The sequence below is a fragment of the Rhodococcus sp. PvR099 genome (assembly GCF_017833315.1).
GTDB lineage: Bacteria > Actinomycetota > Actinomycetes > Mycobacteriales > Mycobacteriaceae > Rhodococcus_G > Rhodococcus_G oryzae.
Genome location: NZ_JAFIBV010000001.1, coordinates 3,874,860 through 3,898,126 on the forward strand (window position 1 = coordinate 3,874,860; position 23,267 = coordinate 3,898,126).

At 67.6% G+C, this 23,267-nt stretch carries 23 protein-coding genes; 11 read left to right on the forward strand and 12 right to left on the reverse strand.

Annotated features, from left to right (window positions below; all coding sequences use genetic code 11):
- Positions 1-29: 29 nt before the first annotated feature.
- The 4 genes from recF to dnaA all read right to left on the reverse strand — a co-directional run bounded on the left by recF (position 30) and on the right by dnaA (position 5,678).
- Positions 30-1,220 (reverse strand): DNA replication/repair protein RecF, encoded by a 1,191-nt coding sequence (recF, locus tag JOE46_RS17845; RefSeq protein ID WP_209927989.1) that lies wholly within the window; start codon positions 1,218-1,220, stop codon positions 30-32.
- Positions 1,221-2,132, reverse strand: a complete 912-nt coding sequence (gnd, locus tag JOE46_RS17850; protein ID WP_374102902.1) for a phosphogluconate dehydrogenase (NAD(+)-dependent, decarboxylating) — start codon at positions 2,130-2,132, stop codon at positions 1,221-1,223. It lies immediately after the preceding gene.
- A gap of 34 nt (positions 2,133-2,166) precedes the next feature.
- The gene (gene dnaN, locus JOE46_RS17855; RefSeq protein ID WP_077043344.1) at positions 2,167-3,351 is read right to left on the reverse strand and encodes a DNA polymerase III subunit beta; all 1,185 of its coding nucleotides are present in this window, start codon (positions 3,349-3,351) and stop codon (positions 2,167-2,169) included.
- A gap of 746 nt (positions 3,352-4,097) precedes the next feature.
- The gene (gene dnaA, locus JOE46_RS17860) at positions 4,098-5,678 is read right to left on the reverse strand and encodes a chromosomal replication initiator protein DnaA (protein ID WP_245221089.1); all 1,581 of its coding nucleotides are present in this window, start codon (positions 5,676-5,678) and stop codon (positions 4,098-4,100) included.
- A gap of 593 nt (positions 5,679-6,271) precedes the next feature.
- On the opposite strand from dnaA, the gene rpmH reads away from it, so the two are divergent.
- The 5 genes from rpmH to JOE46_RS17885 are packed head-to-tail and all read left to right on the forward strand — an operon-like array spanning position 6,272 to position 8,877.
- Positions 6,272-6,415, forward strand: coding sequence for a 50S ribosomal protein L34 (rpmH, locus tag JOE46_RS17865; protein WP_077043345.1), 144 nt, complete (start codon positions 6,272-6,274; stop codon positions 6,413-6,415).
- Between the two features lie 21 nt (positions 6,416-6,436).
- Positions 6,437-6,814 (forward strand): ribonuclease P protein component, encoded by a 378-nt coding sequence (gene rnpA, locus JOE46_RS17870; protein WP_077039933.1) that lies wholly within the window; start codon positions 6,437-6,439, stop codon positions 6,812-6,814.
- Positions 6,811-7,188 (forward strand): membrane protein insertion efficiency factor YidD, encoded by a 378-nt coding sequence (yidD, locus tag JOE46_RS17875; protein ID WP_097210749.1) that lies wholly within the window; start codon positions 6,811-6,813, stop codon positions 7,186-7,188. Before rnpA ends, yidD begins: the two co-directional genes overlap by 4 nt.
- Positions 7,189-7,192: 4 nt before the next feature.
- Positions 7,193-8,275: a membrane protein insertase YidC gene (gene yidC, locus JOE46_RS17880; RefSeq protein WP_097210750.1), complete on the forward strand. Its 1,083-nt coding sequence runs from the start codon at positions 7,193-7,195 to the stop codon at positions 8,273-8,275.
- 20 nt (positions 8,276-8,295) lie between these two features.
- Positions 8,296-8,877 carry a protein jag gene (locus JOE46_RS17885; RefSeq protein ID WP_097210751.1) on the forward strand — a complete coding sequence of 194 codons (582 nt, stop codon included), beginning with the start codon at positions 8,296-8,298 and terminating at the stop codon, positions 8,875-8,877.
- A 107-nt stretch (positions 8,878-8,984) separates the two neighbouring features.
- On the opposite strand, the gene JOE46_RS17890 is transcribed toward JOE46_RS17885, so the two are convergent.
- Complete coding sequence (locus JOE46_RS17890; RefSeq protein WP_209927993.1) at positions 8,985-9,398, reverse strand: hypothetical protein; 414 nt, start codon at positions 9,396-9,398, stop codon at positions 8,985-8,987.
- 2,815 nt (positions 9,399-12,213) lie between these two features.
- On the opposite strand from JOE46_RS17890, the gene rsmG reads away from it, so the two are divergent.
- From rsmG to JOE46_RS17910, 4 genes are all read left to right on the forward strand, one after another.
- Positions 12,214-12,885 (forward strand): 16S rRNA (guanine(527)-N(7))-methyltransferase RsmG, encoded by a 672-nt coding sequence (gene rsmG, locus JOE46_RS17895; RefSeq protein WP_209927994.1) that lies wholly within the window; start codon positions 12,214-12,216, stop codon positions 12,883-12,885.
- Positions 12,886-12,952: 67 nt separating this feature from the next.
- On the forward strand, positions 12,953-13,957 hold the full coding sequence (locus JOE46_RS17900) for a ParA family protein (protein ID WP_097210753.1): 1,005 nt from the start codon (positions 12,953-12,955) through the stop codon (positions 13,955-13,957).
- Complete coding sequence (locus JOE46_RS17905) at positions 13,954-15,072, forward strand: ParB/RepB/Spo0J family partition protein (protein ID WP_209927995.1); 1,119 nt, start codon at positions 13,954-13,956, stop codon at positions 15,070-15,072. The genes JOE46_RS17900 and JOE46_RS17905 overlap by 4 nt, the downstream gene beginning before the upstream one ends.
- Before the next feature lie 235 nt (positions 15,073-15,307).
- The gene (locus tag JOE46_RS17910) at positions 15,308-15,985 is read left to right on the forward strand and encodes a hypothetical protein (protein WP_097210755.1); all 678 of its coding nucleotides are present in this window, start codon (positions 15,308-15,310) and stop codon (positions 15,983-15,985) included.
- Positions 15,986-16,018: 33 nt separating this feature from the next.
- Here the strand turns inward: JOE46_RS17910 and JOE46_RS17915 are convergent, their stop codons facing one another.
- The 4 genes from JOE46_RS17915 to JOE46_RS17930 all read right to left on the reverse strand — a co-directional run bounded on the left by JOE46_RS17915 (position 16,019) and on the right by JOE46_RS17930 (position 19,382).
- A complete protein-coding gene (locus tag JOE46_RS17915) occupies positions 16,019-17,218 on the reverse strand; it encodes an N-acetylmuramoyl-L-alanine amidase (RefSeq protein ID WP_097210756.1) in 1,200 nt (399 codons plus the stop codon).
- Between the two features lie 118 nt (positions 17,219-17,336).
- Complete coding sequence (trxA, locus tag JOE46_RS17920; protein WP_072753054.1) at positions 17,337-17,660, reverse strand: thioredoxin; 324 nt, start codon at positions 17,658-17,660, stop codon at positions 17,337-17,339.
- A gap of 67 nt (positions 17,661-17,727) precedes the next feature.
- Entirely contained in the window at positions 17,728-18,717 is a 990-nt protein-coding gene (gene trxB, locus JOE46_RS17925) for a thioredoxin-disulfide reductase (RefSeq protein WP_209927996.1), read from the reverse strand.
- Between the two features lie 44 nt (positions 18,718-18,761).
- Positions 18,762-19,382: a TetR/AcrR family transcriptional regulator gene (locus tag JOE46_RS17930; RefSeq protein WP_097210910.1), complete on the reverse strand. Its 621-nt coding sequence runs from the start codon at positions 19,380-19,382 to the stop codon at positions 18,762-18,764.
- A 280-nt stretch (positions 19,383-19,662) separates the two neighbouring features.
- Between JOE46_RS17930 and JOE46_RS17935 the strand changes: the two genes are divergently transcribed.
- Complete coding sequence (locus tag JOE46_RS17935) at positions 19,663-19,953, forward strand: hypothetical protein (protein WP_097210758.1); 291 nt, start codon at positions 19,663-19,665, stop codon at positions 19,951-19,953.
- Positions 19,954-19,961: 8 nt separating this feature from the next.
- Here the strand turns inward: JOE46_RS17935 and nox are convergent, their stop codons facing one another.
- Positions 19,962-21,167: a 4,4'-dithiodibutanoate disulfide reductase gene (gene nox / locus JOE46_RS17940; RefSeq protein WP_097210759.1), complete on the reverse strand. Its 1,206-nt coding sequence runs from the start codon at positions 21,165-21,167 to the stop codon at positions 19,962-19,964.
- Between the two features lie 94 nt (positions 21,168-21,261).
- Here nox and JOE46_RS17945 point away from each other — a divergent pair, with 94 nt between their 5' ends.
- Positions 21,262-21,828, forward strand: a complete 567-nt coding sequence (locus JOE46_RS17945; protein WP_097210760.1) for a TetR/AcrR family transcriptional regulator — start codon at positions 21,262-21,264, stop codon at positions 21,826-21,828.
- Positions 21,829-21,840: 12 nt separating this feature from the next.
- Here JOE46_RS17945 and JOE46_RS17950 read toward each other — a convergent pair whose 3' ends face one another.
- Positions 21,841-22,590 carry a hypothetical protein gene (locus JOE46_RS17950; RefSeq protein WP_209927997.1) on the reverse strand — a complete coding sequence of 250 codons (750 nt, stop codon included), beginning with the start codon at positions 22,588-22,590 and terminating at the stop codon, positions 21,841-21,843.
- A 56-nt stretch (positions 22,591-22,646) separates the two neighbouring features.
- On the reverse strand, positions 22,647-23,231 hold the full coding sequence (sigM, locus tag JOE46_RS17955) for an RNA polymerase sigma factor SigM (RefSeq protein WP_097210762.1): 585 nt from the start codon (positions 23,229-23,231) through the stop codon (positions 22,647-22,649).
- Positions 23,232-23,267: the final 36 nt, after the last annotated feature.

Consider the following 23,267-nt stretch of genomic DNA (forward strand, 5'->3'; position numbering starts at 1 on the left):
GCCTCCGTTCGTCCGTCGATGATAGGGGCTCACACGAGTCGTGAGATCCTCCCGGCCGCGGTGCTGACCGCCTCGATGCCGAACCGTCGCGCATCCAGTTCCGCGGGCACATCCTCTGCGACGGCCGCGGTGATGAGAACCTGCTCCGCGTCCGCAGCCACCGCGGCAAGCGCGGTCCGCCGGGTGCGGTCGAGCTCGGCGAAGACATCGTCGAGCATCAGCACCGGATCGGCGCCGTCGGCGCGCAACAACGCGAACGCCGCGAGCCGCAGCGAGAGGGCGAACGACCAGGACTCGCCGTGGCTGGCGAAGCCCTTGGCCGGCTGATCACCGAGATGGAGCTCGAGGTCGTCGCGGTGCGGTCCGACCAGGCACACCCCCCGATCGATCTCGCGCTGCCTCGACACGGCCAGCTCGTTGAGAAAGCTCGCCTCGAGCAACTCGACGTCGTCCCTGATCCAGGGGTGGTCCGGATCGACGAGCTCGGGCGGCATCGAATCGCCGAGGCTGCTCCGGTACCGGATCGCGGCCGGCCGGGACTCCGGGGCGATGCCGCGATAGGAGCTCGCGACGTGCGGGCCCAACTCGGCGACCAACCGCAGCCGGCCTGCCAGCAGTTCCGCCCCGTGCGCCGCGAGGTGACCGTCCCAAACATCAAGGGTGGCAAGGGCACTCGCACCATCGGTCGATCGGGTACCGCGCCGCAGCGCGCCGCCCGCGGTCTTGAGCAGGGCGGATCGCTGCCGCAGCACCTTCTCGTAGTCCGCCTTGACCGCGGCCATCCGCGGCAACCGGGAGCAGAGCAGTTCGTCGAGATAGCGGCGCCGATCCCCCGGGTCCCCCCGCACCATGGACAGGTCCTCGGGCGCGAACAGCACGCTCCGCAGGACGCCGAGGATCTCGCGCGGCCGGCGCACCGGCGATCCGTTCATCCGCGCGCGGTTGGCCCGGCCGTCGTTGATCTCGAGGTCGATCACCAGCTCGCGGCCGTCGTTGACGACCGCCGCACCGATCTGGGCCTGGGTCGCGCCCGCCCGGATGAGCGGAGCATCGGTGGAGACGCGGTGCGAGGACAGCGAGGACAGGTAGCCGAGTGCCTCGAGCAGGTTGGTCTTGCCGTGCCCGTTCGGCCCGACGAACAGGGTCACCCCTGGTCCGGGTTCCAGCGCGATGGCGTCCCAGGAACGGAAATCCCGGAGCGTGAACTTACGAACGAACACCTATCCGGATTCCGACACCCGCTGTACCGCGTGACCACCGAACTGGTTGCGCAGTGCCGAGACGGCCTTCATCGCGGGCGAGTCCGACTGCCGCGAGGCGAACCGGGCGAAGAGCGCCGCGGAGATCACCGGGGCCGGCACGGCATGGTTGATCGCTTCCTCGACGGTCCAGCGACCTTCGCCGGAATCCTCTGTGTAGCCAGAGATTTCGGCAAAATTGGGGTCTTCGTCCAGTGCCTTGACCAGGAGATCGAGCAACCAGGAACGGACGACGGTGCCCTTGGTCCAGGCCCGCAGGACGCCGTGGACGTCGGTGACCAGGTCTTCGGCCTCGAGCAGTTCGAAGCCCTCGGCATAGGCGTGCATCAGGCCGTACTCGATGCCGTTGTGGATCATCTTCGAGTAATGCCCGGCGCCGACCGGGCCGGCGTGGACGAATCCATCCGCCCGCTCACCCTCGGGCCGGAGGGCATCGAAGATCGGCATCACCCGGGCGACGTCCTCGTCCGAGCCGCCGACCATCAGGCCGTATCCGTTCTCCAAACCCCAAATGCCACCGGACACACCACAATCGAGGTACCCGATGCCGTGTTCTGCCAGCAGGTCGGCATGGATCTTGTCTTCGGTGAAGCGGGAATTGCCGCCGTCGATCACCAGGTCGCCCGCGTCGAGGACGGTGGCCAGCGCGGTGATGGTCTCGCGGGTCACCGTGCCGGAGGGGACCATCACCCAGACCACCCTTGGTGTCTGCAGCGCGCCGGCCAGTGTGGCCAACGACTCGACGTCTGTCACCTCGGGACGCGGGTCGTAACCGATCACCTCGTGACGATGCGCGCGCAGCCGATCGCGCATGTTGAAACCCATCTTGCCCAGACCGACCAGTCCCAGCTGCATTGTTCGGCGTCCCTTCACTCGCGGTCGGTGCTGCTACGGCGGCCTTCCCGGATCAGCCGGGCAGGCGGACGGGCATCAGCAGGTAGGTGTAATCGGTTTCGGGCGCAGCGAACGTGCCGGATTCACCCGGCACCGGCTCCTCTTCGGGGGCCGGTCGCAGCACGGCGGGCCTGCTGGGGGTGGTGAACCCGAACGAGACCCGCTCGGTGTGCAGCGAACCGAGGCCGTCGATCAGGTATCCGGGGTTGAAGGCGATGGTGAGGGGTTCGCCCAGGAACTGCGCCTCGAGTGCCTCCTCGGCGCGGCCTGCGTCATCGCCACCGGCGGCGAGCAGCAACCCGTCCGCGGAGAACTGCATCCGGACCTGGGCACCACGCTCGGCGACGAGGGACACACGTTTGATCGCCTCGACCAGCGGCGTCACCTCGACCGTGGCGATGGCGGTGTGTTCCGTCGGCAGCAGCTGGCGGAACTTCGGGAACTCGGCGTCGAGCAGGCGGGTGGTGGTGCGCCTGCCCTCGCCGACAATGCCGAGCAGACCTTCGGATCCGACCGAGGAACCCACGCCAAATGCCAGCTCAACCGGCGAACTCGAGACTCCACCAAGGGTTTTCGCGGACTCGGAGAGGGTTTTCGCCGGGATCAGCACGGCCGCGGAGGTGTCGGGGTTTGCCGGGGTCCACTCGATCTGCCGTACCGCGAGACGGAACCTGTCGGTCGCCGCGAGCACCACGTTGGTGCCCTCGATCTCGACCCGGATACCGGTCAGCATGGGCAGGGTGTCGTCCTTGCCCGCGGCGATCGCGACCTGGCTGATGGCTTCGGAGAAGACATCGACCGGCAACGATCCGGTCTGCTGTGGCAGTTCCGGCAGCTGGGGGTAGTCCTCGACCGGCATCGTGGGCAGCGAGAACTTGGCGCTGCCACAGGAAATGAGAACTCGGGTGCCGTCGACGGTGACATCGACCGGCTTCGCAGGCAGCGAGCGGGTGATGTCTGCGAGCAGCTTTCCGGAGACCAGGGATTTTCCTGGAACGGAGACCTCTGCGGAGATCCGTACCTGCGCGGAAACCTCGTAGTCGAAGCCGGAGATCGTCAGACCCTGGTCATCGGCTGCGATCAACACACCACCGAGAACAGGTACCGGAGGCCTGGACGGGAGGCTGCGGGCCACCCACGCGACGGAATCCGCGAAATCCTCCCGAGCGACACGAAACTTCATACTTCCAAGCTCCATCGCTCGGCTGATCCTCTCCGTAGGCATGGACATCTGCGGATGCCAGCAGTGTGACACGGCAGAAGCACACCGTATGCCCTTCGCGGCGAAGTTGAAAGCCGAAAGCCACGCCGGAAGCGGGGTCAGCCGGCCGGTTCGGTCGGGTGTGAGCAGCCGTGGTCCACAGGACCTGTTTTCAAAGAGCGAATTACAAGTAGAGATCAGCAGTAGTAATAGGCACTGTGGATTCTGTGGACGAAGCCTGTAATCCGCTGGTCCGCCGGTGTGGCGCCGTGGGGATCAGTCCAGGTACGAAACGTGGACAGATCGGGGTCTGCTGTGGATGAGATTTTGTTGTTCACGACTCGACCCCGATTCATCCACAGGTTCACGGGGTTGTCCACATGTTTGTCCACAGGTGTGAGTACTTTTCATGAAGATCACAAAAGACGGCGAGTCGCGGGGCTCGGCGGGTCCGCGGACAGGCGACGGGAACGGTCGAACGCGCCGCGGCGGGTGAATGACCGTTTCGGTGGAGGGCTGTCATTCCGGTGACGACACGGAGTTGCCCAGGTGACACGGATCCGGCGGATAGAGGTGTGGGGCGTGCGACCCCCTGCGGCGCACGCCCCACCTATAACGATGGTCGTCATCGTGGGGGCGCGGCGCACGCGTAGTGCACTACCTGTTCCGCGGCCGGACTACCTGCGGGCGCCGTGCGGGTAGTCCGGTTTCCGCACGTGGCGGGATCACCTCAGGGGGGAGCGTCAGCGCTTGGAACGCTGCTTGACCCGGGCCGTCAGCTCCTGGACCTGGTCGTATACCTTCCGCCGTTCGGTCATCTCCTTGCGGATCTTCTTGTCCGCGTACATCACCGTGGTGTGATCGCGGCCGAACGTCTGACCGATCTTGGGCAGCGAGAGGTCGGTCAGTTCGCGGCACAGGTACATGGCGATCTGCCGGGCCTGGGCGAGCGGGCGGGCCTTGCCGGGACCGCACAGGTCCTCGATGCTGATGGTGAAGTACTCGGCGGTCACCGCCATGATGGTCGCCGCGTTGATCTCGAGACTCGTCGAATCCGGCATCAGGTCACGCAGGACCACCTCGGCCAGGGTCAGGTCGAGCGGCTGCCGGTTCAGCGACGCGAACGCGGTGACGCGGATGAGCGCGCCCTCGAGTTCGCGGATGTTGCGCTCGATCCGGCTGGCGATCAGCTCGAGGACGTCGTGCGGCACGTCGAGGCGATCCATCCGCGCCTTCTTGCTGAGGATCGCGATGCGCGTCTCGAGCTCGGGCGGCTGGACATCGGTGATCAGGCCCCACTCGAACCGGGTCCGGAGCCGGTCTTCCAGGGTCGCCAGCTGCTTCGGCGGGCGGTCCGAGGACACAACGATCTGCTTGTTCGCGTTGTGGAGGGTGTTGAAGGTGTGGAAGAACTCCTCCTGGATACCCTCCTTGCCCTCGATGAATTGGATGTCATCGACGAGCAGCACATCGGTCTCGCGGTACCGGCGCTTGAAGGCGACCTTACGGTCGTCGCGGAGGCTGTTGATGAAGTCGTTGGTGAATTCCTCGGTGGAGACGTACTTGACCCGCATCCCGGGGAACAGTCGCTGCGCGTAGTGACCGGCGGCGTGCAGCAGGTGGGTCTTTCCAAGACCCGAGGCGCCCCAGACGAACAGCGGGTTGTAGGCACGGGCGGGCGCCTCGGCGATGGCGACCGCGGCGGCGTGGGCGAATCTGTTCGATGCGCCGATGACGAAGGTGTCGAAGGTGTACTTCGCGTTGAGGCTGTTCCCGCCGGAGGCGGCGGGGGCGTCGGCGGGCGGCTTGGTGAAGTACGACGGCCACGATTCGTTCACACTGGCGATGGCCTCGCGGTCCTCGTCGAATTCCTCGTAGTCCAGCGTCTCGGACTCGGACTGGTCGGACTCGGCCGCGCTCATGCGCCGGCGGCGGAACGTCGGCACGCTCGGGGTGGAGTCCTCGCCCGACACCTCCTCGGCGACCGGTGGCGCCGGGGACGCGGGCACGGCCTGAACCGATTCGACAGGGTCGGCGGACGGCGGCGCGATGCGGACACCGAGCCCCTCGACGCCCGCAACGATATGCCGGTTGAGTGCTTGCAGGATCGGTTCGCGCAGGTCCCGCTCGATCGCCTCCTGGACGAACGACGACGGGACCGAGAGCAACGCGAATCCCTGCGCCAGGGTCAGCGGGCGCACCAGCGCCAGCATGGCCTTCTGCGCCTTGGTCAGCTGTGGCCCGCCTTCGGGGGGTTCATCCGACGTCAACTCGGTGAGCACATCCACCCAGACCTGTTCCAGGGTGATTGCTTCCTCGGTCAACTTCGTCCCTCCCCACATCGTGTGGGAGGGAGACGCACAGGGCTCATCACGATGTTGGCCGAGCTCTCCCACCCTGGGGATAACTTCCCCGCACAGAGTTACGAATATGCCACCTGATCTGTAATTCCACACAATTATCCACAGATGTGGATAAAGCACAGGGCTGTGAGTAGAGGCTGCCCCTCGCGCGGTTGATCTTGAACTGCACGTACCTCACCTGCGACGATGGCGGCAGTCGGGCGATCCTGTCGTCCGGCCGAGGGGCGGCGTCCGGGCCGATTCGCGGATTCGCGGGTGTTAGTTGGCTTACAGGGCCCGGGCCGTCGTGGTTGCGGTTCGGGTGGGCGGGGTGACGGCACACTCGGCGGTCGAACACAAGCATCCTCGGGGGCGTGGCGTGTCCCTGGGCGTCCGGGTTTGACCTTGCGTCCGGCGCTGCGTACCCTCGTACAGTCACCCGAAGTCGAGGTGGCGGTTGCCTGCTGGCCATCTCGGTCTGCTGGACATCCGCCGGGATTTCGTCGCCGGGGACCACCAATTTTCAGTTACAGATGGCGTCGAACGGCGCCGATTATCTATGAGGAGTGTTCACCGTGGCCAAGGGCAAGCGGACGTTCCAGCCGAACAACCGACGCCGCGCGCGTGTTCACGGCTTCCGTCTCCGTATGCGTACCCGTGCCGGGCGCGCCATCGTTTCTGCGCGTCGCCAAAAGGGCCGCGCTACCCTCACCGCCTGATCCAGACTTCGGGAGCTCGGGGTGCTACCTGAGCCGCACCGGTTGCGTCGGAAGGCGGACTTCGCGTCCACCGTTCGGCGAGGTCAGCGGGCGGCCCGGCGAGATGTGGTTGTCCACGCTCTCGCCGGGGCGAATGCTGACGCACTGGTGAGTGACCCGGGTCCGCGATTCGGACTGGTGGTAAGCAAGGCTGTCGGGCCGGCGGTGATTCGACATCGAGTCGCACGCCGGCTTCGTCATATCTGTGCGGGCCTCGTGCACGAGATGCCCGAGGGTGTCAACGTGGTGATCCGTGCGCTTCCCGGCGCCGCGACCGCGTCCTCCGCGGACCTGGACCGGCAGTTGAGGTCCGGTCTTCGTAAACTCAACCTTCTTGTCAGCGTGGGTAATTCGGTATGACCGAAGCTTCTGGTGGCCCCCCGTCCTGGTGGACGGCGGTGCGGCGTGCCCCCGCGCGAACACTCATCTTCGTCATCGAGCTGTATCGCAGCTATGTGTCGCCCCTGCGCCTGCCAACCTGCCGGTTCACCCCCACCTGCAGCGAGTACGCGGTCGACGCCCTGCGTGAGCGCGGAGTCGTGATCGGCCTCGGACTGACCACGGTGCGCCTTCTCAAATGCGCGCCCTGGCACCCTGGAGGCTGGGATCCTGTTCCGCCGCGCAGGCCCCGTCGTGAGGAAACCCTTGCGACCGTCGGAGCCGCGCGATCCGGTAGAGATACTGGCAAGCAACCCCACTGTCTGATCGAAGTGGACGAACAGAGGAGTACATAGAGCCGTGCTCGACTTCATCTACTATCCGGTGTCCGGGATCCTGTGGGTCTGGCACAAGGTGTTCGGCGCGATCCCGTTCCTGGGGCCGAACAGCGGCATCACGTGGGCGCTGTCCGTCATGTTCCTCGTGTTCACGCTGCGTGCCATCCTGTACAAGCCCTTCGTCAAGCAGGTGCGCACCACCCGCCAGATGCAGGAGTTGCAGCCCCAGATCAAGGCGCTGCAGAAGAAGTACTCCAAGGATCGCCAGCGGATGGCGCTGGAGATGCAGAAACTGCAGAAGGAACACGGCTTCAACCCGATCATGGGTTGCCTTCCGGTACTGCTGCAGGCCCCCGTGTTCATCGGCCTGTTCCACGTGCTCCGTTCGTTCAACCGCACCGGCACCGGCTACGGCCAGCTCGGTATGTCGGTCGAGGACAACGCCAACACCGCGAACTACTTCTTCAGCCCCGCAGACGTCCAGTCGTTCCTCGAGGCCCGACTGTTCGGCGCGCCGATCTCGGTGGCGATCACCACGCCCCAGGCACAGCTCGAGACGTTCGGTCAGTACGGCACCGTCCCGACCGTGCTCAACATCGCGGCCGTCGCGATCCCGCTGATGGTGATCGCGTCCATCGCCACGCACTTCAACTCGCGTGCCTCGGTTGCCCGGCAGAGCGAGGCCGCCGCGGCCAACCCGCAGTCCGCGATCATGAACAAGCTTGCGCTGTGGGTCTTCCCGCTCGGCGTGCTCGTCGGTGGTCCGTTCCTGATGATCGCCATCCTGCTGTACTGGGTGGCCAACAACATCTGGACCTATGCACAGCAGCACCTGGTCTTCCGTCGCATCGATGCGGAGGAAGAGGAGAAGAAGAAGGCAGCGCTCGAACGTCGCGCCGACAACGCACCGAAGCCCGGTGCACGACCGGACCAGGCGAAGAAGCGTAAGTCCGCGTCCGTGGCCGAGTCCTCCCCCGACACCGAGCCGGCAGACGAGGCCGACGCGGGCAGCGGTACCACCGCGGCCCCCGGCCAGGCCCCGAAGCCGGGGGCGCGCCCGCAAGGAAATCGCGGCAAGACCACCAAGCCCAAGCGCAAGCGCTGATTCAAGGAAAGTAGACGACGATGGCGAATGATCCGGAAATCGGACAGGACGGGGTAGACGAGGTCGTGTCGGACGTGGTGGTCGAGACCGAGCGCGAGGTCGTGGAGCCCGAGGTCGTGGAGTCCGAGGCAGTCGATGCCGAGGACGAGCTGATCGAGGAGGGCGAGATCGCGGGCGATTACCTCGAGCAGCTGCTCGATGTCCTCGACTTCGATGGCGACATCGATCTCGATGTCGAGGGTGATCGCGCGATGGTCAGCATCGACGGCGGTGACGACCTGTCGAAGCTGGTGGGGCGCAAGGGTGAGGTCCTCGACGCCCTGCAGGAACTGACCCGTCTGGCTGTGCAGCAGGTGACCGGCGAGCGCAGCCGGCTGATGCTCGACATCGCGGGCTGGCGTGCGGGCCGTCGGACCGAGCTCAGCGAGATCGGCGCCGCTGCGGCGAAGCGGGTGCTGGAGTCGGGCGAGCCGGAGTCGCTGACGCCGATGACCCCGTTCGAGCGCAAGATCGTGCACGACGCCATCGCCAAGATCGACGGCGTCTCCAGCGAGAGCGAGGGCGCCGAGCCCTCGCGCCGCGTGGTCGTTCTCAAGGATTGATCGGTCCGCATCGATGGATGCGGCCTGAAGTTGGTGGGCCCCCGCTTCCGAGTGGGGGCCCACCGTCGTTTTCCGGCCTCCAGGAGCGGGCTGAGCGCCCGAATTCCTTAGGGTGCCACCGGATCATCATCCGGGACCGCGGGCGGCATACCGGCGCCGTAGGGATCGAGAATCGCGGCGACCTGCCTCCCCCACCGCTCATGGGCAGACTGTCGCGTCATCCCCGTCGCGCGCCCGATGGTGGCCCATGTTGCCCCGCAGCGCCGCAGGCTCATGACCGTCTCGACCGAATCGATCCCGGCGCCCAGTTGGATGCGGAGACAGACGAGTTGCCACGCGAGTTGCCTCTCGGCGGGGATGTCGGTCCCCTCCTCCGCCAACCACTCATCGGATCCGGGAAGAGGACCGGTCCCCACGATGAGGTCGGCCTGGCGACCGGCCTCCAGGACGCCGGCTGCGACCACCGCCTCGGAGGCGCCCCCGACGTCTGCCGTGACCGCCCTGTCGATGAGATCACTCATCCTAGTTCCGCCTTCCCGAGTAGTTTCTGATGTCAGGTAAATCCTGACATCGATGGAATTGCTTGTCAAGCTTTACCTGACACCATCGTCGCGCCTCGCGTGCGCGCCTGTCGTCGACCGGCCGGAGGTGGGCAATGGTGCGGCTCGCGCGGTCGATTTTTGGGTTCCCACTTGAGGTCTTGGCCACCACGGCCCTTTCGTCACACTGACGAATCTGGTCACGCGGTACCGGTTCGCCGCTTCTCCCCTGCCGGGCATCCCGGACGCGTTCGGTGCTGGATCCGATCCTCGGCGAGGGTCCCTGCGGTGAGGTGGTGCCGGTGTACTGCGGGGCGGGCCGGTGCACCCTTCGCCCCTCGATCCGGGCTGACGAACGTCTGGTCATTCGGCCTTGCCGACCCCACGTGTACGAGGTTTCGCAAGTTATCCACACTCGGTGGATCAATCTGTTGGTGGATTGCGTTCCCCGTGGTCCAGGGCGTGCCGCGGATCGGGTGCGTGGTCATGAGAACCGCCGCCGGCGTTCGTTTCCGCGTATCGAGGGCGCCGTGTACCGCGGCCGCCCCGCCGACCGTTTCACGTGAAACGGTTGGCGGGGCGCCCGATAGGGTTCTCTACCGCAGCGCCGCTCACCGGTTCGGCACCGGACCCCTCCCCTCCCCCGCCGGGAGGCTGGGCCTGGCTCCACGGACCCGCCGGTGTCGGGACCGCCGGAGAGCGGTCCAGTCCTCTCGGTCGGCGTCCCGCGGCCCCGGGATCGACGGGGACGCGTGCCGCCGCCGGCCGTGGGAAGCACTCCCCTCCCCCGCCGCGGCTACGGCTGTGCCGATCGGTCGCGCCCGATGGGAGCCGTCCAGCGATCCCATCCTGTGTCCGGGACTGGTCAGGATGGGAGTGTCGCCCGTCCCTTCCGGAGGTTCGGAGTGCGTCCGGCCGCAGGGCTAGGTTCACACGACTCGGGGCGGCAGAGCGCTCGTCGGTCTCGGTCGGAAGGCGGGCACCGGGAATTCGGCGCCATTCCGTGGTCGCGAGGGAGCCGCCCCACGAGGCGACGTCGCGGCGTGGATCGAATTCGCCCGCCGGCGCGCTCGTTCCCGGCACGGCGGTGTCCGGGCGACCGCGCATCGGATGAGACGTCGGTCCCGCGGAGATCTCGACTGGTCGGGTTCACGTGAAACATCGAGATCGAACCCGCGGGTTGGATGGTGCGGGAGGCGGGCGCCGATCGCGGATCCAGGCCTGATGTGGTGACGCCGCGCGACGAACCGAGACAGGTCCCCCAACCGCGCCTGCCCACCGGGGTGGCCGTTCGGCGGTGGTGTCGTAGTGCTGGACGAACACCCCGCGGGCGTAGGGCGCCGGGATGTCGCGGATCCCGCGCTAGACGCGCGGCGGATGTTTCACGTGAATCCCGCCGCCCCGATTCGGACTACGAACGAGTCGCGCCCCGCGGCGACCGACGGGCGATCCGTTCGCACGAGTGCGACCGCCGATCGTCGAGTTGCTGCGGCTGCGCATGGGAACCGGGCGCCGACTCGTGCTCGTCGTCGACGGAACCCGGCGATGCCGGGGCGGCGGGCATTCCGCATGGGACCGCGCTCGTCGTGCCGGGGCAGGCGCAGAGCCAGCTCGAGAAGCTCGCGCGCGAGGGCGAGCGACTGGCCCGGTCTTCATCGTGAGAGATCTTCTCGAGCAGTGTGGATCGGGACGATCGAGAATCGGGAGCAGCGGTGACGTTCGCCCGACCCGAAGCGAGCGGAGTCCTGGCGACCGTCCCGATGTGGTCGATCCGATGTTTCACGTGAATCCGGGCACGGCCGACCGACCTCCGCCGTTCGGTTGCGTGCGTAACCGGGTTCAGGACACCCGGATTCGTCCCAGCCGGTCCTACGCGCCCGAGGCGGCTGCTCTCCCTGGCAGATCGTGTCGGGTGCTGCTGCCGGGCAACCGGATGGATCGCGCATATCTACCCCGCAGGTCGTGGATTGGACGGCCAAATCCGAGGCCGATGTACCGGCGGCCCAAAGATGAATCACGACCCGCTTCGCAGCCTCGAAGTCGAAGCCTGCCTCGAGGTGCATTGTTCACCCGGATGATCCGGGCGTTCAGGGACGCCGTGGCGCTGCTGTCCGTGTCGGGTGTCGGGGCACCGGTACTCGGTTGTTTCACGTGAATCCGCCGAAGGTCGGAACACTCCCCGCAGAGAGGGCGATGTGTGGGGCGAGAGACCGGATGGGCGTCACCGCGACTCGGGCGGACCAGAGGCATCGGGGCGATCGCTCAGGGAGTGCGTGTGACAGGTGCTCGGTCCAGACGATCTCCGGATTCACGTGAAACATTCGAACCGTCCAGCGGAGTGGAACGGAGGATGCGAAGCGCCCCACTCCCCCACACCCGGCAACCGCCCGCCGGACACAATGCCGGGAGGAGAACTGTGTGCCCTCCACCCGTACTGCGATGGTTCGATCACGGCGTCCGAGCCGATGGCCTGTGCTCGACACCTCCCTCTCCTCTCTGGTGCGGGATCGGCTGGGAGCGAGCCCGGTGACCCCTCCCCTCCCCCGGTCTCCGGGCAGGGTCGATCGTCGGTGTCTTGCCCACGACTCGCACCCGGGTTTGTCGTGTGCCCGTCGGGCGGTCCCGGATCCGGGGCGCCCTGGATCCGTCGCCCGAACGCCATTCGGTACGGACTGGCATCCGGACGGACCCGAGTCGCGCACTCTCTCCTTTCGGCGGCGCGTAAACCGGCCTTTGCGTCCGATGCGGTGCAGAATCACATCGTCAGGGTTTGGGGAATCGCGGGCGTCACGGGAGGATGTTTCACGTGGAACACATCGAGTCCGAGGACCTGCCTGACGCCGCTCGCACGATCTTCGGAGACCGCCTCGAACTCGCCGAGAAGTACCATCTTTCGCTCGCCACCGATGGCGTGGAGCGCGGTCTGATCGGTCCTCGGGAGGTCCCCCGGCTATGGGAGCGGCACCTTCTCAACTGCGCGGTGATCGGCGAGGTGATCGAGGAGGGTGAGTCGGTGGTGGACGTCGGGAGCGGTGCCGGGCTTCCCGGCATCCCCTTGGCGATCGCGCGCCCCGATCTCCGGATCACCCTCGTCGAGCCCCTCCTGCGACGATCGGTCTATCTCGCCGAGTTCGCCGAATCGGTCGGGCTGGACATCCTCGTCGTGCGCGGTCGTGCGGAGCAGCCGGGCGTGATCAAGGAGGTCGGGGGTGCCGATGTCGTCACCTCGCGCGCGGTCGCACCCCTGGAGAAGCTTGCGCGGTGGTCGATTCCGTTGATTCACGAGGGTGGTCGGATGCTCGCCATGAAGGGTTCCAGTGCGGCCGAGGAGATTTCCCGGGATCGCGCTTCCCTAACCCGCATGGGTGCTGGCAAGCTAGAGATCGTCGAGTGCGGTGTCGACCTTCTTCCCACTCCGACCACTGTGGTTCGGGCGGAGCGTGTCTCCCGGCGATCTCATCGCCGATGACAGAGTCACCGTGCGCTCGTGTGCGAATGCGACGATCCAACAGGCAAGTCCAGTGAAGGAGCAATCTATGTCGGGTGGACCCGAATCAACTGTTTCACGTGAAACAGATCACGACGCCTCGAGTTCCACCACCGACAACACAGAGAACCCGTACTCGGCCCCCGCCGCCGCGTACGCCGGCATCTCCCCGATGGACACCCCGATCGGTGCCGCAGCACAACGGGCCAGCCAGGTTCTGCACCCGCACACTGTGACACTCCCCCGGCCGAAGACCCGCCGGATGCTCACCATCGCCAATCAGAAGGGCGGGGTCGGTAAGACCACGTCGGCGGTGAACCTGGCGTCGGCTCTGGCCGTGCAGGGGCTGCGGGTTCTCGTCGTCGACCTCGACCCGCAGGGCAACGCCAGCACCGCGCTCGGCGTACCGCACCACTCGGGCACCCCGTCCAGCTATGAGCTGCTGATCGGTGAGGTCACCGCGGCCGAGGCCATCCAGCAGAGCCCGCACCACGAGGGCCTGTTCTGCATCCCCGCGACGATCGACCTCGCGGGCGCCGAGATCGAACTGGTCTCCATGGTCGCGCGGGAGGGTCGGCTGAAGAATGCGCTCTCCGAGAAGGCGCTCGCCGCGATCGATGCCGACTTCATCCTGATCGATTGCCCGCCCTCGCTCGGGTTGCTGACGGTCAACGCCCTCGTGGCTGCGAACGAAGTCCTGATCCCCATCCAGTGCGAGTACTACGCACTCGAGGGTGTCGGTCAGCTGCTCCGCAACATCGAGCTGGTGCAGTCCCACCTGAATCCCGATCTGCACGTGTCGACCGTGCTGCTGACCATGTACGACGGTCGGACCAAGCTCGCGGATCAGGTCGCCGAGGAGGTGCGCAGACACTTTGGCGACAGGGTCCTGCGCGCCGTCATCCCACGCAGCGTGAAGGTGTCGGAGGCGCCCGGATTCGGGATGACCGTCCTCGACTACGACCCGGGTTCGCGGGGTGCAATGAGCTATCTCGACGCCGGGCGGGAACTCGCAGCCCGGACCGCAACGACCAACTCGCAGGAGCAGCAGTGAGCCAGAGAAGCAAGGGCGGACTCGGGCGGGGCCTCGCCGCGCTGATTCCCACCGGTCCTGAGGCGGGACCGCGCCTCGGTAGCGCCGCCGCCGACGTCATCATCGGCAATGCGACCGCACCGATCGCGGTGAAGCCGGCGCCGGTCGTCGAGACCCCGGAGACCCCCGATGCGCCGGCGAAGCAGGAGGCTCCCGCGAAGCAGGAAAAGTCGGAGCCGCCCACCACCGCGGCGTCGTCCACCGCTGCCGCGGTCACGCCGGTCGACGGCGCGGAGGTGGCGGACGGACCCGACCTCTCCCCCGTCGGTGCCGTGTACCGCGAGATCGACGCGGCCCAGATCGAGCCGAACCCCAAGCAGCCCCGCCACGTCTTCGACGAGGAAGCCCTTGGCGAACTCGTCCACTCGATCCGCGAGTTCGGCCTGATGCAGCCCATCGTGGTCCGCCGTGTCGCCGCCGACCGCTACCAGCTCGTCATGGGCGAACGCCGGTGGCGAGCCAGCCAGGAGGCCGGGCTCGAGCGGATTCCCGCCATCGTGCGGGAGACGAACGACGGGTCGATGCTTCGCGACGCGCTGCTGGAGAATATCCACCGGGTGCAGCTGAACCCGCTCGAAGAGGCCGCCGCCTACCAGCAGCTCCTCGAGGAGTTCAACGTCACCCACGACGAGCTGGCCACCCGGATCGGTCGCTCTCGACCGGTGGTGACGAACATGATCCGGCTCCTGAAGCTGCCGATCCCCGTGCAGCGCCGCGTCGCCGCCGGGGTGCTCTCGGCCGGCCACGCCCGGGCGCTGCTATCGCTCGAGGCGGGTCCCGAAGCGCAGGAACAGCTGGCCGCCCGGATCGTGGCGGAGGGCCTGTCGGTGCGCGCCACCGAGGAGGCCGTCACGCTCGCGAACCGGGACGGCGAGCCGCTGCCGGCACCCGCCGCCAAGCGCAAGCCGATTCAGATGCCCGGTCTCCAGGACGTCGCGGAACGGCTCTCCTCCTCTTTCGACACCCGCGTGACGGTGAGCCTGGGCAAGCGGAAGGGCAAGATCGTCGTCGAATTCGGCTCGGTGGAGGATCTCCAGCGGATCGTCGAGATGATGGAGTCCCAGTCGCCCGGATAGGTCGGATTCTCCGGGTACAGACCACCCGCGGTCGATACGTCACTGTGACAGTACGGTCGCCGGGCCGCGGGTGTCTGACTCCGGGTCCCTCGAAATCCATTGCGTGCAAGTAGCTTTCGGATCTCATCCAGTGAAGGACGCCGGCCGGACGCGGATCGCCTATCCTGGATGACAGAGAACGTGTCACGCGGGGACTCACAGCCTCCGCAGTAGGTGTTTTGGAGGCGGAGTCAGGGTGTCGATGCGCATCAGCCCGCTCACCCTCGACGGTTTCGATCTACTCCCCCGTCATTCTCGGCGGTGCGTCTTCTGGGAGATGGACCCGGCCGCCGTCCGCAGCTCCCGCGACTTCTCCGATCCCGAGTTCGAGAAGGAAGCCTGGCTGTCGATGGTCATGCTGGAGTGGGGATCCTGCGGTCAGGTCGCTACCCTCAACGGCACCCCGGCCGGCTGCGCGCTCTACTCGCCGCCCGGTGTGGTGCCGCGCGCCAAGCTCTTCCCCACCTCCCCCGTCAGCCCGGATGCGGTCCTGCTGACGACGATGAGGCTCGAACCGGCCGCGGAGCTGGATGGGGTGGGCCCGAGTCTCATCCAGGCCGTGGTGGGCGATCTGGTTCGTCGTGGCGTGCGTGCCCTGGAGGCATTCGGGATCCGCGATGTGCAGGACGATCCGGTGGCCGGACGGCGCGGCCAGGAATGCACCCCTGCCGATTGCATGATCGATGCCGAGTTCCTCGCCGACATGGGATTCGAAGTGGTTGCCGCGCATCATCGCTACCCGCGGATGCGGCTGGAACTGGACCGGGATCACGGGTGGAAGGCCGACGTGGAGTCGGCATTGGAACGGCTGCTCGCGGTGGCGACGCTGACCATGACCGACATCGAACAGAAGTCGACCGTCGGGGTTCTCTGACCGCGTCGCTCACGTACGGCGACGGCGGGCTCCCTAGGCCTGGTCGGCCTTCGAGAGCTCCTCGGCCAGCAGTTCGGCGAAGGTGAATGTGCCGGTGGGCTGATCGTCCTGCCCGAGCAGGTAGAGGCGCTTCACTGCGATCAGGATGGACTCGGCGATGATGTCGCGGTTGCGCGGATTGGCGAGCACGCTGACATCGGATTCGTTTGTGAGATAACCGATGTCGACCTGCACGGTCGGCATGTTGGTGAGCCGCAACAGATCCCAGGTGCGGCCGTGGGTCCGGCAGTCCTGCAGCGAGGTCCGGGCCACGATCTCGCGCTGGATGAAGCTGGAGAGAACCTGTCCGATCCGGGAGGTGGCACCGTGCGAGTTCCCGAAGTGGAAGCTGGCCACGCCATTCGCGTGCGGGCTGGTGCTGGCCGAGCACCGCAGCGAGATCATCAGGTCCGCCTCGAACGTGTTGGACGTCTCGGCGCGCTGCGCGGGCGACGGGTTCTGATCGTGCGGGCGGGACAGGAATGTCTCCATGCCGGTCGCCGCCATCCGGCCCTCGAGCCGGCTGGCCAGGTCCCAGAGGATGTCGGACTCGGTGATCGGACCGAACGCCGAGTCGAGCACGATGCCGGTCTCGCCGCCGCCGAGGTCGGGGTCGATCACGATGCGCTTGCCGCTGAGCTGCGGGCCGGAGCGGCGGACCAGCTCCTCCTCGGTGATGGCGTGCGGCGAGCCGCCCGTCACCCGGGTGCCGAGCAGATCGAGCGACCGCAGCGTCTGCGGGCCGCAGATGCCGTCGGAGGCGATGCCGATCTCACGCTGGAACGAGGACAGACCCTCGTGGGTCTGCGGTCCGAAGTAGCCGTCGACGCGCCCCGGGTAGAAGCCGAGGTCCTGCAGCTTGGTCTGTAGCGCCGCCACGTCGTCGCCGTACAGCGGCGCGGACAGCTGGTAGATCAGCGTGCGGGCGCCGAGCCGGTACGAGGCCTCCTTGAGCGACCGGTAGGTCGCGGTGCCGACCACTCCGTCGACCAGCAGGCCTCGCTGCTGCTGGAAGGCCCGCACGGCGCTGTCGAGGTGGTGGTCGAACACCGCATCGGGCGCGATCCACTGCGAACCGTTGATCGCCTCACGCGAGGTGATCGACACCCCGTTGTGCAGGAAGCCGAGCGTGGAAAGGGTGCCTCGAACCTCGGCAACGGCGGGACCGTGGTCGCCGTGACGGAGTCGATGCATTCTTCCCGGCCCTTTCGTCAGTTCCTGACGGCGCACCAAGGCGCCGCGCGTCGCACGTGTCGATCGATTGTCGCAGAAGCCCCCGAGAAACAGTCAATCTCGGGGGCTGCGATGTGACCTACAGGACGTCGGACAGGTCCTTGAGCAGGGCGGCCTTGCCCTTGGCTCCGACGATCTGCTTCACCGGCTTGCCGCCCTGGAACAGGATCATCGTGGGGATCGACATGACCTGGAAGTCGCGCGCGGCGGCCGGGTTCGCGTCGATGTCGAGCTTGGCGACGGTGAGCTTGTCGCCGTGCTCGCCCGCGATCTCCTCGAGGACGGGGGCGACCATCTTGCAGGGGCCGCACCAGGTCGCCCAGAAGTCGACGAGGACCGGCTTCTCGGAGTCGAGGACGTCCTGCTTGAAGGAGTCGTCGGTGATGGTGATCGTGTTGGACATGGTCTGTCTCCTCGGGTGGCTGGTCGGGGTACGCGGGCGAATCAGGCCTCGCGGGCTACTCGGGACATCACGCGTCGACGGCGACCGGCGCGCCGGCTGCCTCGAGGGTGTTCGCGGTGATGTCGCCGCGCTCGGCGAGCCAGCGCTCGGCGTCGATCGCCGCGGAGGCACCGGTGCCCGCCGCGGTGATGGCCTGGCGGTAGGTGTGGTCGACCAGGTCGCCCGCCGCGAAGACACCCTCGAGCGAGGTCGCGGTGGTCGGCGACTGCACGCGGACGTAACCCTCGTCGTCGATGTCGACCTGGCCCTTGACCAGCTCGCTGCGGGGGTCGTGACCGATCGCGACGAACAGGCCGGTCACGGGCAGCGTCGACTGTTCGCTGGTGACGGTGTCGCGGACGACGAGACCGGTGACGCTGTTCTCGCCGACGACCTCGATAGGCTCCGCGTTGGTGACGAACCGGATCTTCTCGTTGGCCTTGGCGCGCTCGAGCATGATGCGGGAGGCGCGGAACTCCTCGCGGCGGTGCACCAGGGTGACCGAGCGGGCGAACCGGGTCAGGAAGGTGGCCTCCTCCATCGCGGAGTCGCCGCCGCCGACGACCGCGATGTCCTGGTCCTTGAAGAAGAAGCCGTCGCAGGTCGCGCAGGCGCTGACGCCGCGGCCGAGCAGCCGCTCCTCCCCCTCGATGCCGAGGTAGCGGGCCGCGGCGCCCATCGCGAGCACGACAGCGTGTGCGTAGTAGGTCTCGCCGTTTGCGACGACCTTCTTGACCGGACCGGCCAGGTCGATCTCGTCGACGTCCTCGGTGCGGATGTCCGCGCCGAAGCGCTTGGCCTGCTCACGCATCTCGTCCATCAGGTCCGGGCCCATGATGCCCTCGCGGAAGCCCGGGAAGTTCTCCACCTCGGTGGTGGTCATCAGGGCGCCACCGAACTGGGTGCCCTCGAAGAGAAGGGGTTCGAGCTCCGCTCGAGCGGCGTAGACGCCTGCCGTGTATCCGGCGGGTCCGGAGCCGACGATGATGAGGTCGCGGACGGAGGTCGGAGTAGTCATGCGGGCCTTCCGAGGTAGTGGACGTTATGTGCGTCAACAACAGCCTAAGGGGTGTTGTTCCCGCTGTTCGTGGGTATGCCGCGGGCGGCGGCACGCTCGACGTACGGTGCGATCAGTTCCTCCGTGCGCCGGCGGACGGCCTCCGCGTCGGCACCCTTCTCCAGCTGACGGGTCGCGGCGTGCACCACCGCGTTGATCAGGTCCGCCATGGCGGCCGGGTCCTGCGCACCCAGTTCGGCGAGGGCGGCGGCCAGCGGGGCGATCAGCTGCCGGTGCATCGTGGCGCTGGACTCCGCGATCACATCACGGGGCGCGATCGAGGCGATGGCGGCGGCGATGGCGTGTTCGCCGTCCGCGACCAGATCGAGGTTCGCGCGCACATAGGCGAGCACCCGCCGGTCCGGGGCACCCGCCTCGGCCATCGCGGCCTCCACCCTCTCCGACCAGCGCGGGAAGGCGTCCTCGATCAGCGCGGTGAGCAGGTGCTGACGGGACCGGAAGTACTGGTACATGCTCGAGCGGGCCAGCCCGGCCCTGGCCGCGACCTCGGCAAACCCGGGGATCTCGGTGGCCCCCTCGGCGAGCACCTCCCGGGCGGCGTCGAGCAGCGCGCGCTCCTGGGCCTCGCGGTGTTCGGCGACGGTGGGCGCGGTGATCCGGGGCAACGGGTCTCCCTTCGCCCTGTGCGTCCGCTGCTGCGGGCCGTACATCAGCCGGTCACGATCTACGCCGGACATCGTAATCGTGCCGCTCCGGAGGCATGCGTCGACCGGCGACCCGGCCTCTCGCCGTCGCCTCCGTGCCCGCGTCTCTCCGCCGTCGTCGCGTCGATTTCCACCCTGTGATCTCTGTACAGGAGGCCCGTTTCGGGGGCATCCTGATCGTGAAGCCCGCTCGCAGGGTCACCGGAGGTCCGTCATTCCTTTCCACACCGCAGCTCGCGCATTGCTCGTCTCCATCGCCGCGATCGTTCTCACCGTCGCAGGCAGCGGCGGGGCGGGGGCGGCTGCGTCCGGCACCGCCCAGGCCCCGTCGACGCCCGCCCCGACCACCACCGAGCACGAGCCGGGGGCCGCCACTCGGTACGTGAGCAATCCCCCCGACAACCCCGGCGATCAGGCCTACTGCAACCTGCAGGCCGACCGGGCGAACGCCATGGCCGACAGCGATCCGGCGAGTGCGAAGTGGATCGTCGAGTCCGCCAACTCCAACGGTTGCAAGATCGTCAAGGCCTGACGGCCCGCTCAACCGATCAGCTGTTGCGCTTCGCGCACCACGCAGCGGGTGCCCGTGTAGATGGTCGGCATGCACTTGTTGCAGTGGATGCAATGGCCCTCGGTCGCGGTCTCGTCGCGAAACCTGTTGACCAGATCGGGTTCTCGTAACAGCGCCCGTGCCATCGCGACGAACTCGAACCCCTCGTCGAGGGCGCCGACGATGGTGTCCATCCGATTGATGCCCCCGAGCAGGATCAACGGCATCGACAGGATCTCTCGGAACTGCCGGGCGAACGGGAGGAAGAAGGCCTCCTCGAACGGGTAGGTCGGGAACAGGTGCGGCCCGTACACCTTGAGTCCGAGACCGACCAGCTTCGGTTGCGACGCAACGAATTCCGCCATCGGAACCTCACCACGGAAGAAATACATGCCGTTGAGGAGGGAGCTTCCGCCGGTCAGCTGCAACGCGTCGAGGTGCCCGTCGGATTCGAGCAGCTTTGCGATCTGCATGCTCTGGTCGAGCCACAGTCCCTTCGGCACCCCGTCGGACATGTTGAACTTCGCGGTCACTGCGACCTTGTCCCCCGCCGCGGCCCGGACCCGTTCGAGCACCTCGCGGGGGAACCTGGCCCGGTTCGCGACGCTGCCTCCGTAGCCGTCCTTGCGCTTGTTCAGGTTGGGGCTCATGAAGGAGCTCAGCAGGTAGTTGTGACCGAGGTGCACCTCGATGGCGTCGAACCCGGCCTCGACCGCGACCCTCGCCGATCGCTCGAAGTCCGCGGTCACCTCCGCCAGCTGGTCCGGCGTCGCGCCGCGCACCAGACCCATTGCGGGAGCGCTGATCCGGGTCGAGGGAGCGAGGGTGGGTCGCTTGTTCGACAGCGTGTTGGCGACGAGGCCGGCGTGGCCGATCTGGGCGGCGGCCAGCGCCCCCTCGGCGTGCACGGCGTCGGTGAGCCGGGTCAGGCCCGCCAGACTCGACTCGTCGAGGACCAGGGTGTTGCGGTGGACTCGGCCGCCCTCGGACACCGCGCAGTACGCCACCGTGGTGAGCGCCGCTCCCCCAGCGGCCACCGCTCGGTGGAACTCGATGAGCTCGTCCGAGACGGCCCCGCGTGGCATCACACCCTCGAAGGTGGCGGCCTTGATGATCCGGTTGCGCAGGGTGAGCGGGCCGAGCCGGGCGGGCTCGAAGACGCGCGTCGCGGCTGGCGTCTCGTTCGGGGAGGTCATGTCGGATCCTTGCGTCGCGGAATTACGATGCCACCGGCCTCGTAATAGGACACGGTATAGCCCCGAGGCCGGACATGGAAGAGAATTCGGGGCAATGACTAAAACCGGATCGGGTCGGCCGCGGGACCCACAGATCGATGCTGAGGTGCTCGCGGCCGCTCGCGAGCTGCTGGTCGACGTCGGATTCGACCAGCTCAGCATGCGCGCGATCGCCGCGAGGGCCGGGGTGAGCCGGGCGGCGATCGACCGTCGATGGGACTCGAAAGCGCAACTCGTGCTCGACGCGGTACTGGGCGTGACCCCGGACCTGACCCCGTTCGCGGGGGCCGATCGGGAGGGATGGATCAGATGGGTGGTGACCGGGAGTTCGGAGCTGTTCCGCAGGCCCGAGGTGCGGGAGGCGGTGCCGGGACTGCTCGCCACGTTGCGCGATCAGGAGGATCTGCGTAACACGCTGTGGCGGGGCTTCAGCGGTCCGAGCAGCGCGCTGTACGCCGAGTCCTCCGGTCCGGATGACCTGCTGGATGCGCGCGCCCTCCTGGTCCTCGGGGCAGGTGCGGCGCTGTTCCTGTCGCTGATCGCCGTCGAGGAGGACACCCCCGAGATGCGGGAGCGGGTGTTGCAGATCCTGCTGCCGGTCGCGCGGGGCGAGCAGGGGTGACTGCGCGGGCCGTCAGCCGATGTCGCTGCGCGCCAAGGTTTCCGGGCGCGATTCCGTGCACTCGGCACCGACCACCAGTGCGGTGATCTGAGGCGGTCGCGGACCCGCGAACAACATCAGGATGCCGCGGATCCCCCGGATCCGCACCGGGCCGGACCCGAGCAACGGGGTGGCCGGATCGACGCCGTTGGCGCGCAGACAACCGGCGAGCGCGTCGGGGCCGGACAACGGGCCGAGCGAGGACCGTCCCATCATGATGAGGGCGGCGCCGGGCGTCAGATCCGCACCCAGATCCGGCTCGTCGGTGCGGGGCAGGAACGGCTGGGCCATGGTCGGTGCCGGTGCTTCGGGATCTTCGTCGAACACCCCCGTACCGAGGGCGATGCCCCCTGCCAGCAGCAGGATCGCCGCGGCCGCGGCGGCGGGGATCCACGCTCGCCTGCGTCGGGGGTGCTCGGCGAGGGCCACCACGGGGACCGTGTCCACCAGGGCCGGGGCGCCCTCGGCTGCCAACGCCGCGTGAATTCGGTCGAGCACCTCCGGGGGCGCCGGGGGTGCGGGGGTGTTGTCCGCACGGAGCTCGGCGAGCCGGGTGCTGACCGAATCGAGGGCGGCGAGGACTTGTCGGGCCTGCGGGTCGCTCTCCACCGCGGCGCCGAGGCGTGCCTCGAACGGGGGGTCGAACAGCCCTGCGTGCAGGTCGGCGATCAGTTCGGGGTCGAAAGGGGGCTGCAGGAGCGCTTCATCACCCTGACCGACCATGTCACCTCCCTGCTGAGTCCTCGAGTCTTACGGGCACGTCATTATGATTAGACCCCTCAAGGATGGATTTGGTTCCGCTCATTCTGCAAATATTTCAACTGCTGGGCCAGCTTCAGCCGGGCCCGGGCGCAGCGGCTCTTGACGGTGCCCTCCGGAACCCCGAGTAGTGCCGCCGCCTCCGTGACCGAATACCCCTCCAGGTCGACCGCCACCACGGCGGCCCGCTGCTCGGGCGACAGGGTGAACAGGGCGGCGTCGATGGCCATCGCGGTCTCGCAGTCGTCCATCGGGTCGCGGGGTCGCGCCGGCTCCTGGTGGTCGTCCTCCAGTGGCACGGTCGGTCGGGCCCGGTTGCGGCGGATCCGATCGAGACACGCATTCACCACGATCCGGTGCAGCCAGCTGCGCACGGCGGCATCCGCCCGGAACGACGCCGCCGTCCGGTGGGCGGACAGCAACGCCTCTTGGAGCGCGTCAGCCGCGTCTTCCGGCGTGTAGCTGGTCCGCTTCGCCGTCTGCCACAAATGGTCCTGATGTCTGCTCAACAACTCCGCAAACGCGCGTGCGTCCCCCGACGCGTGCGCTGCCAGGAGCTCGGCATCAGACATGCCAGCCCCGGCGACCCCCCTATAGATTCGCACGAGAAATGCTAACCGACCGTAAGGTCTGGAGTCACT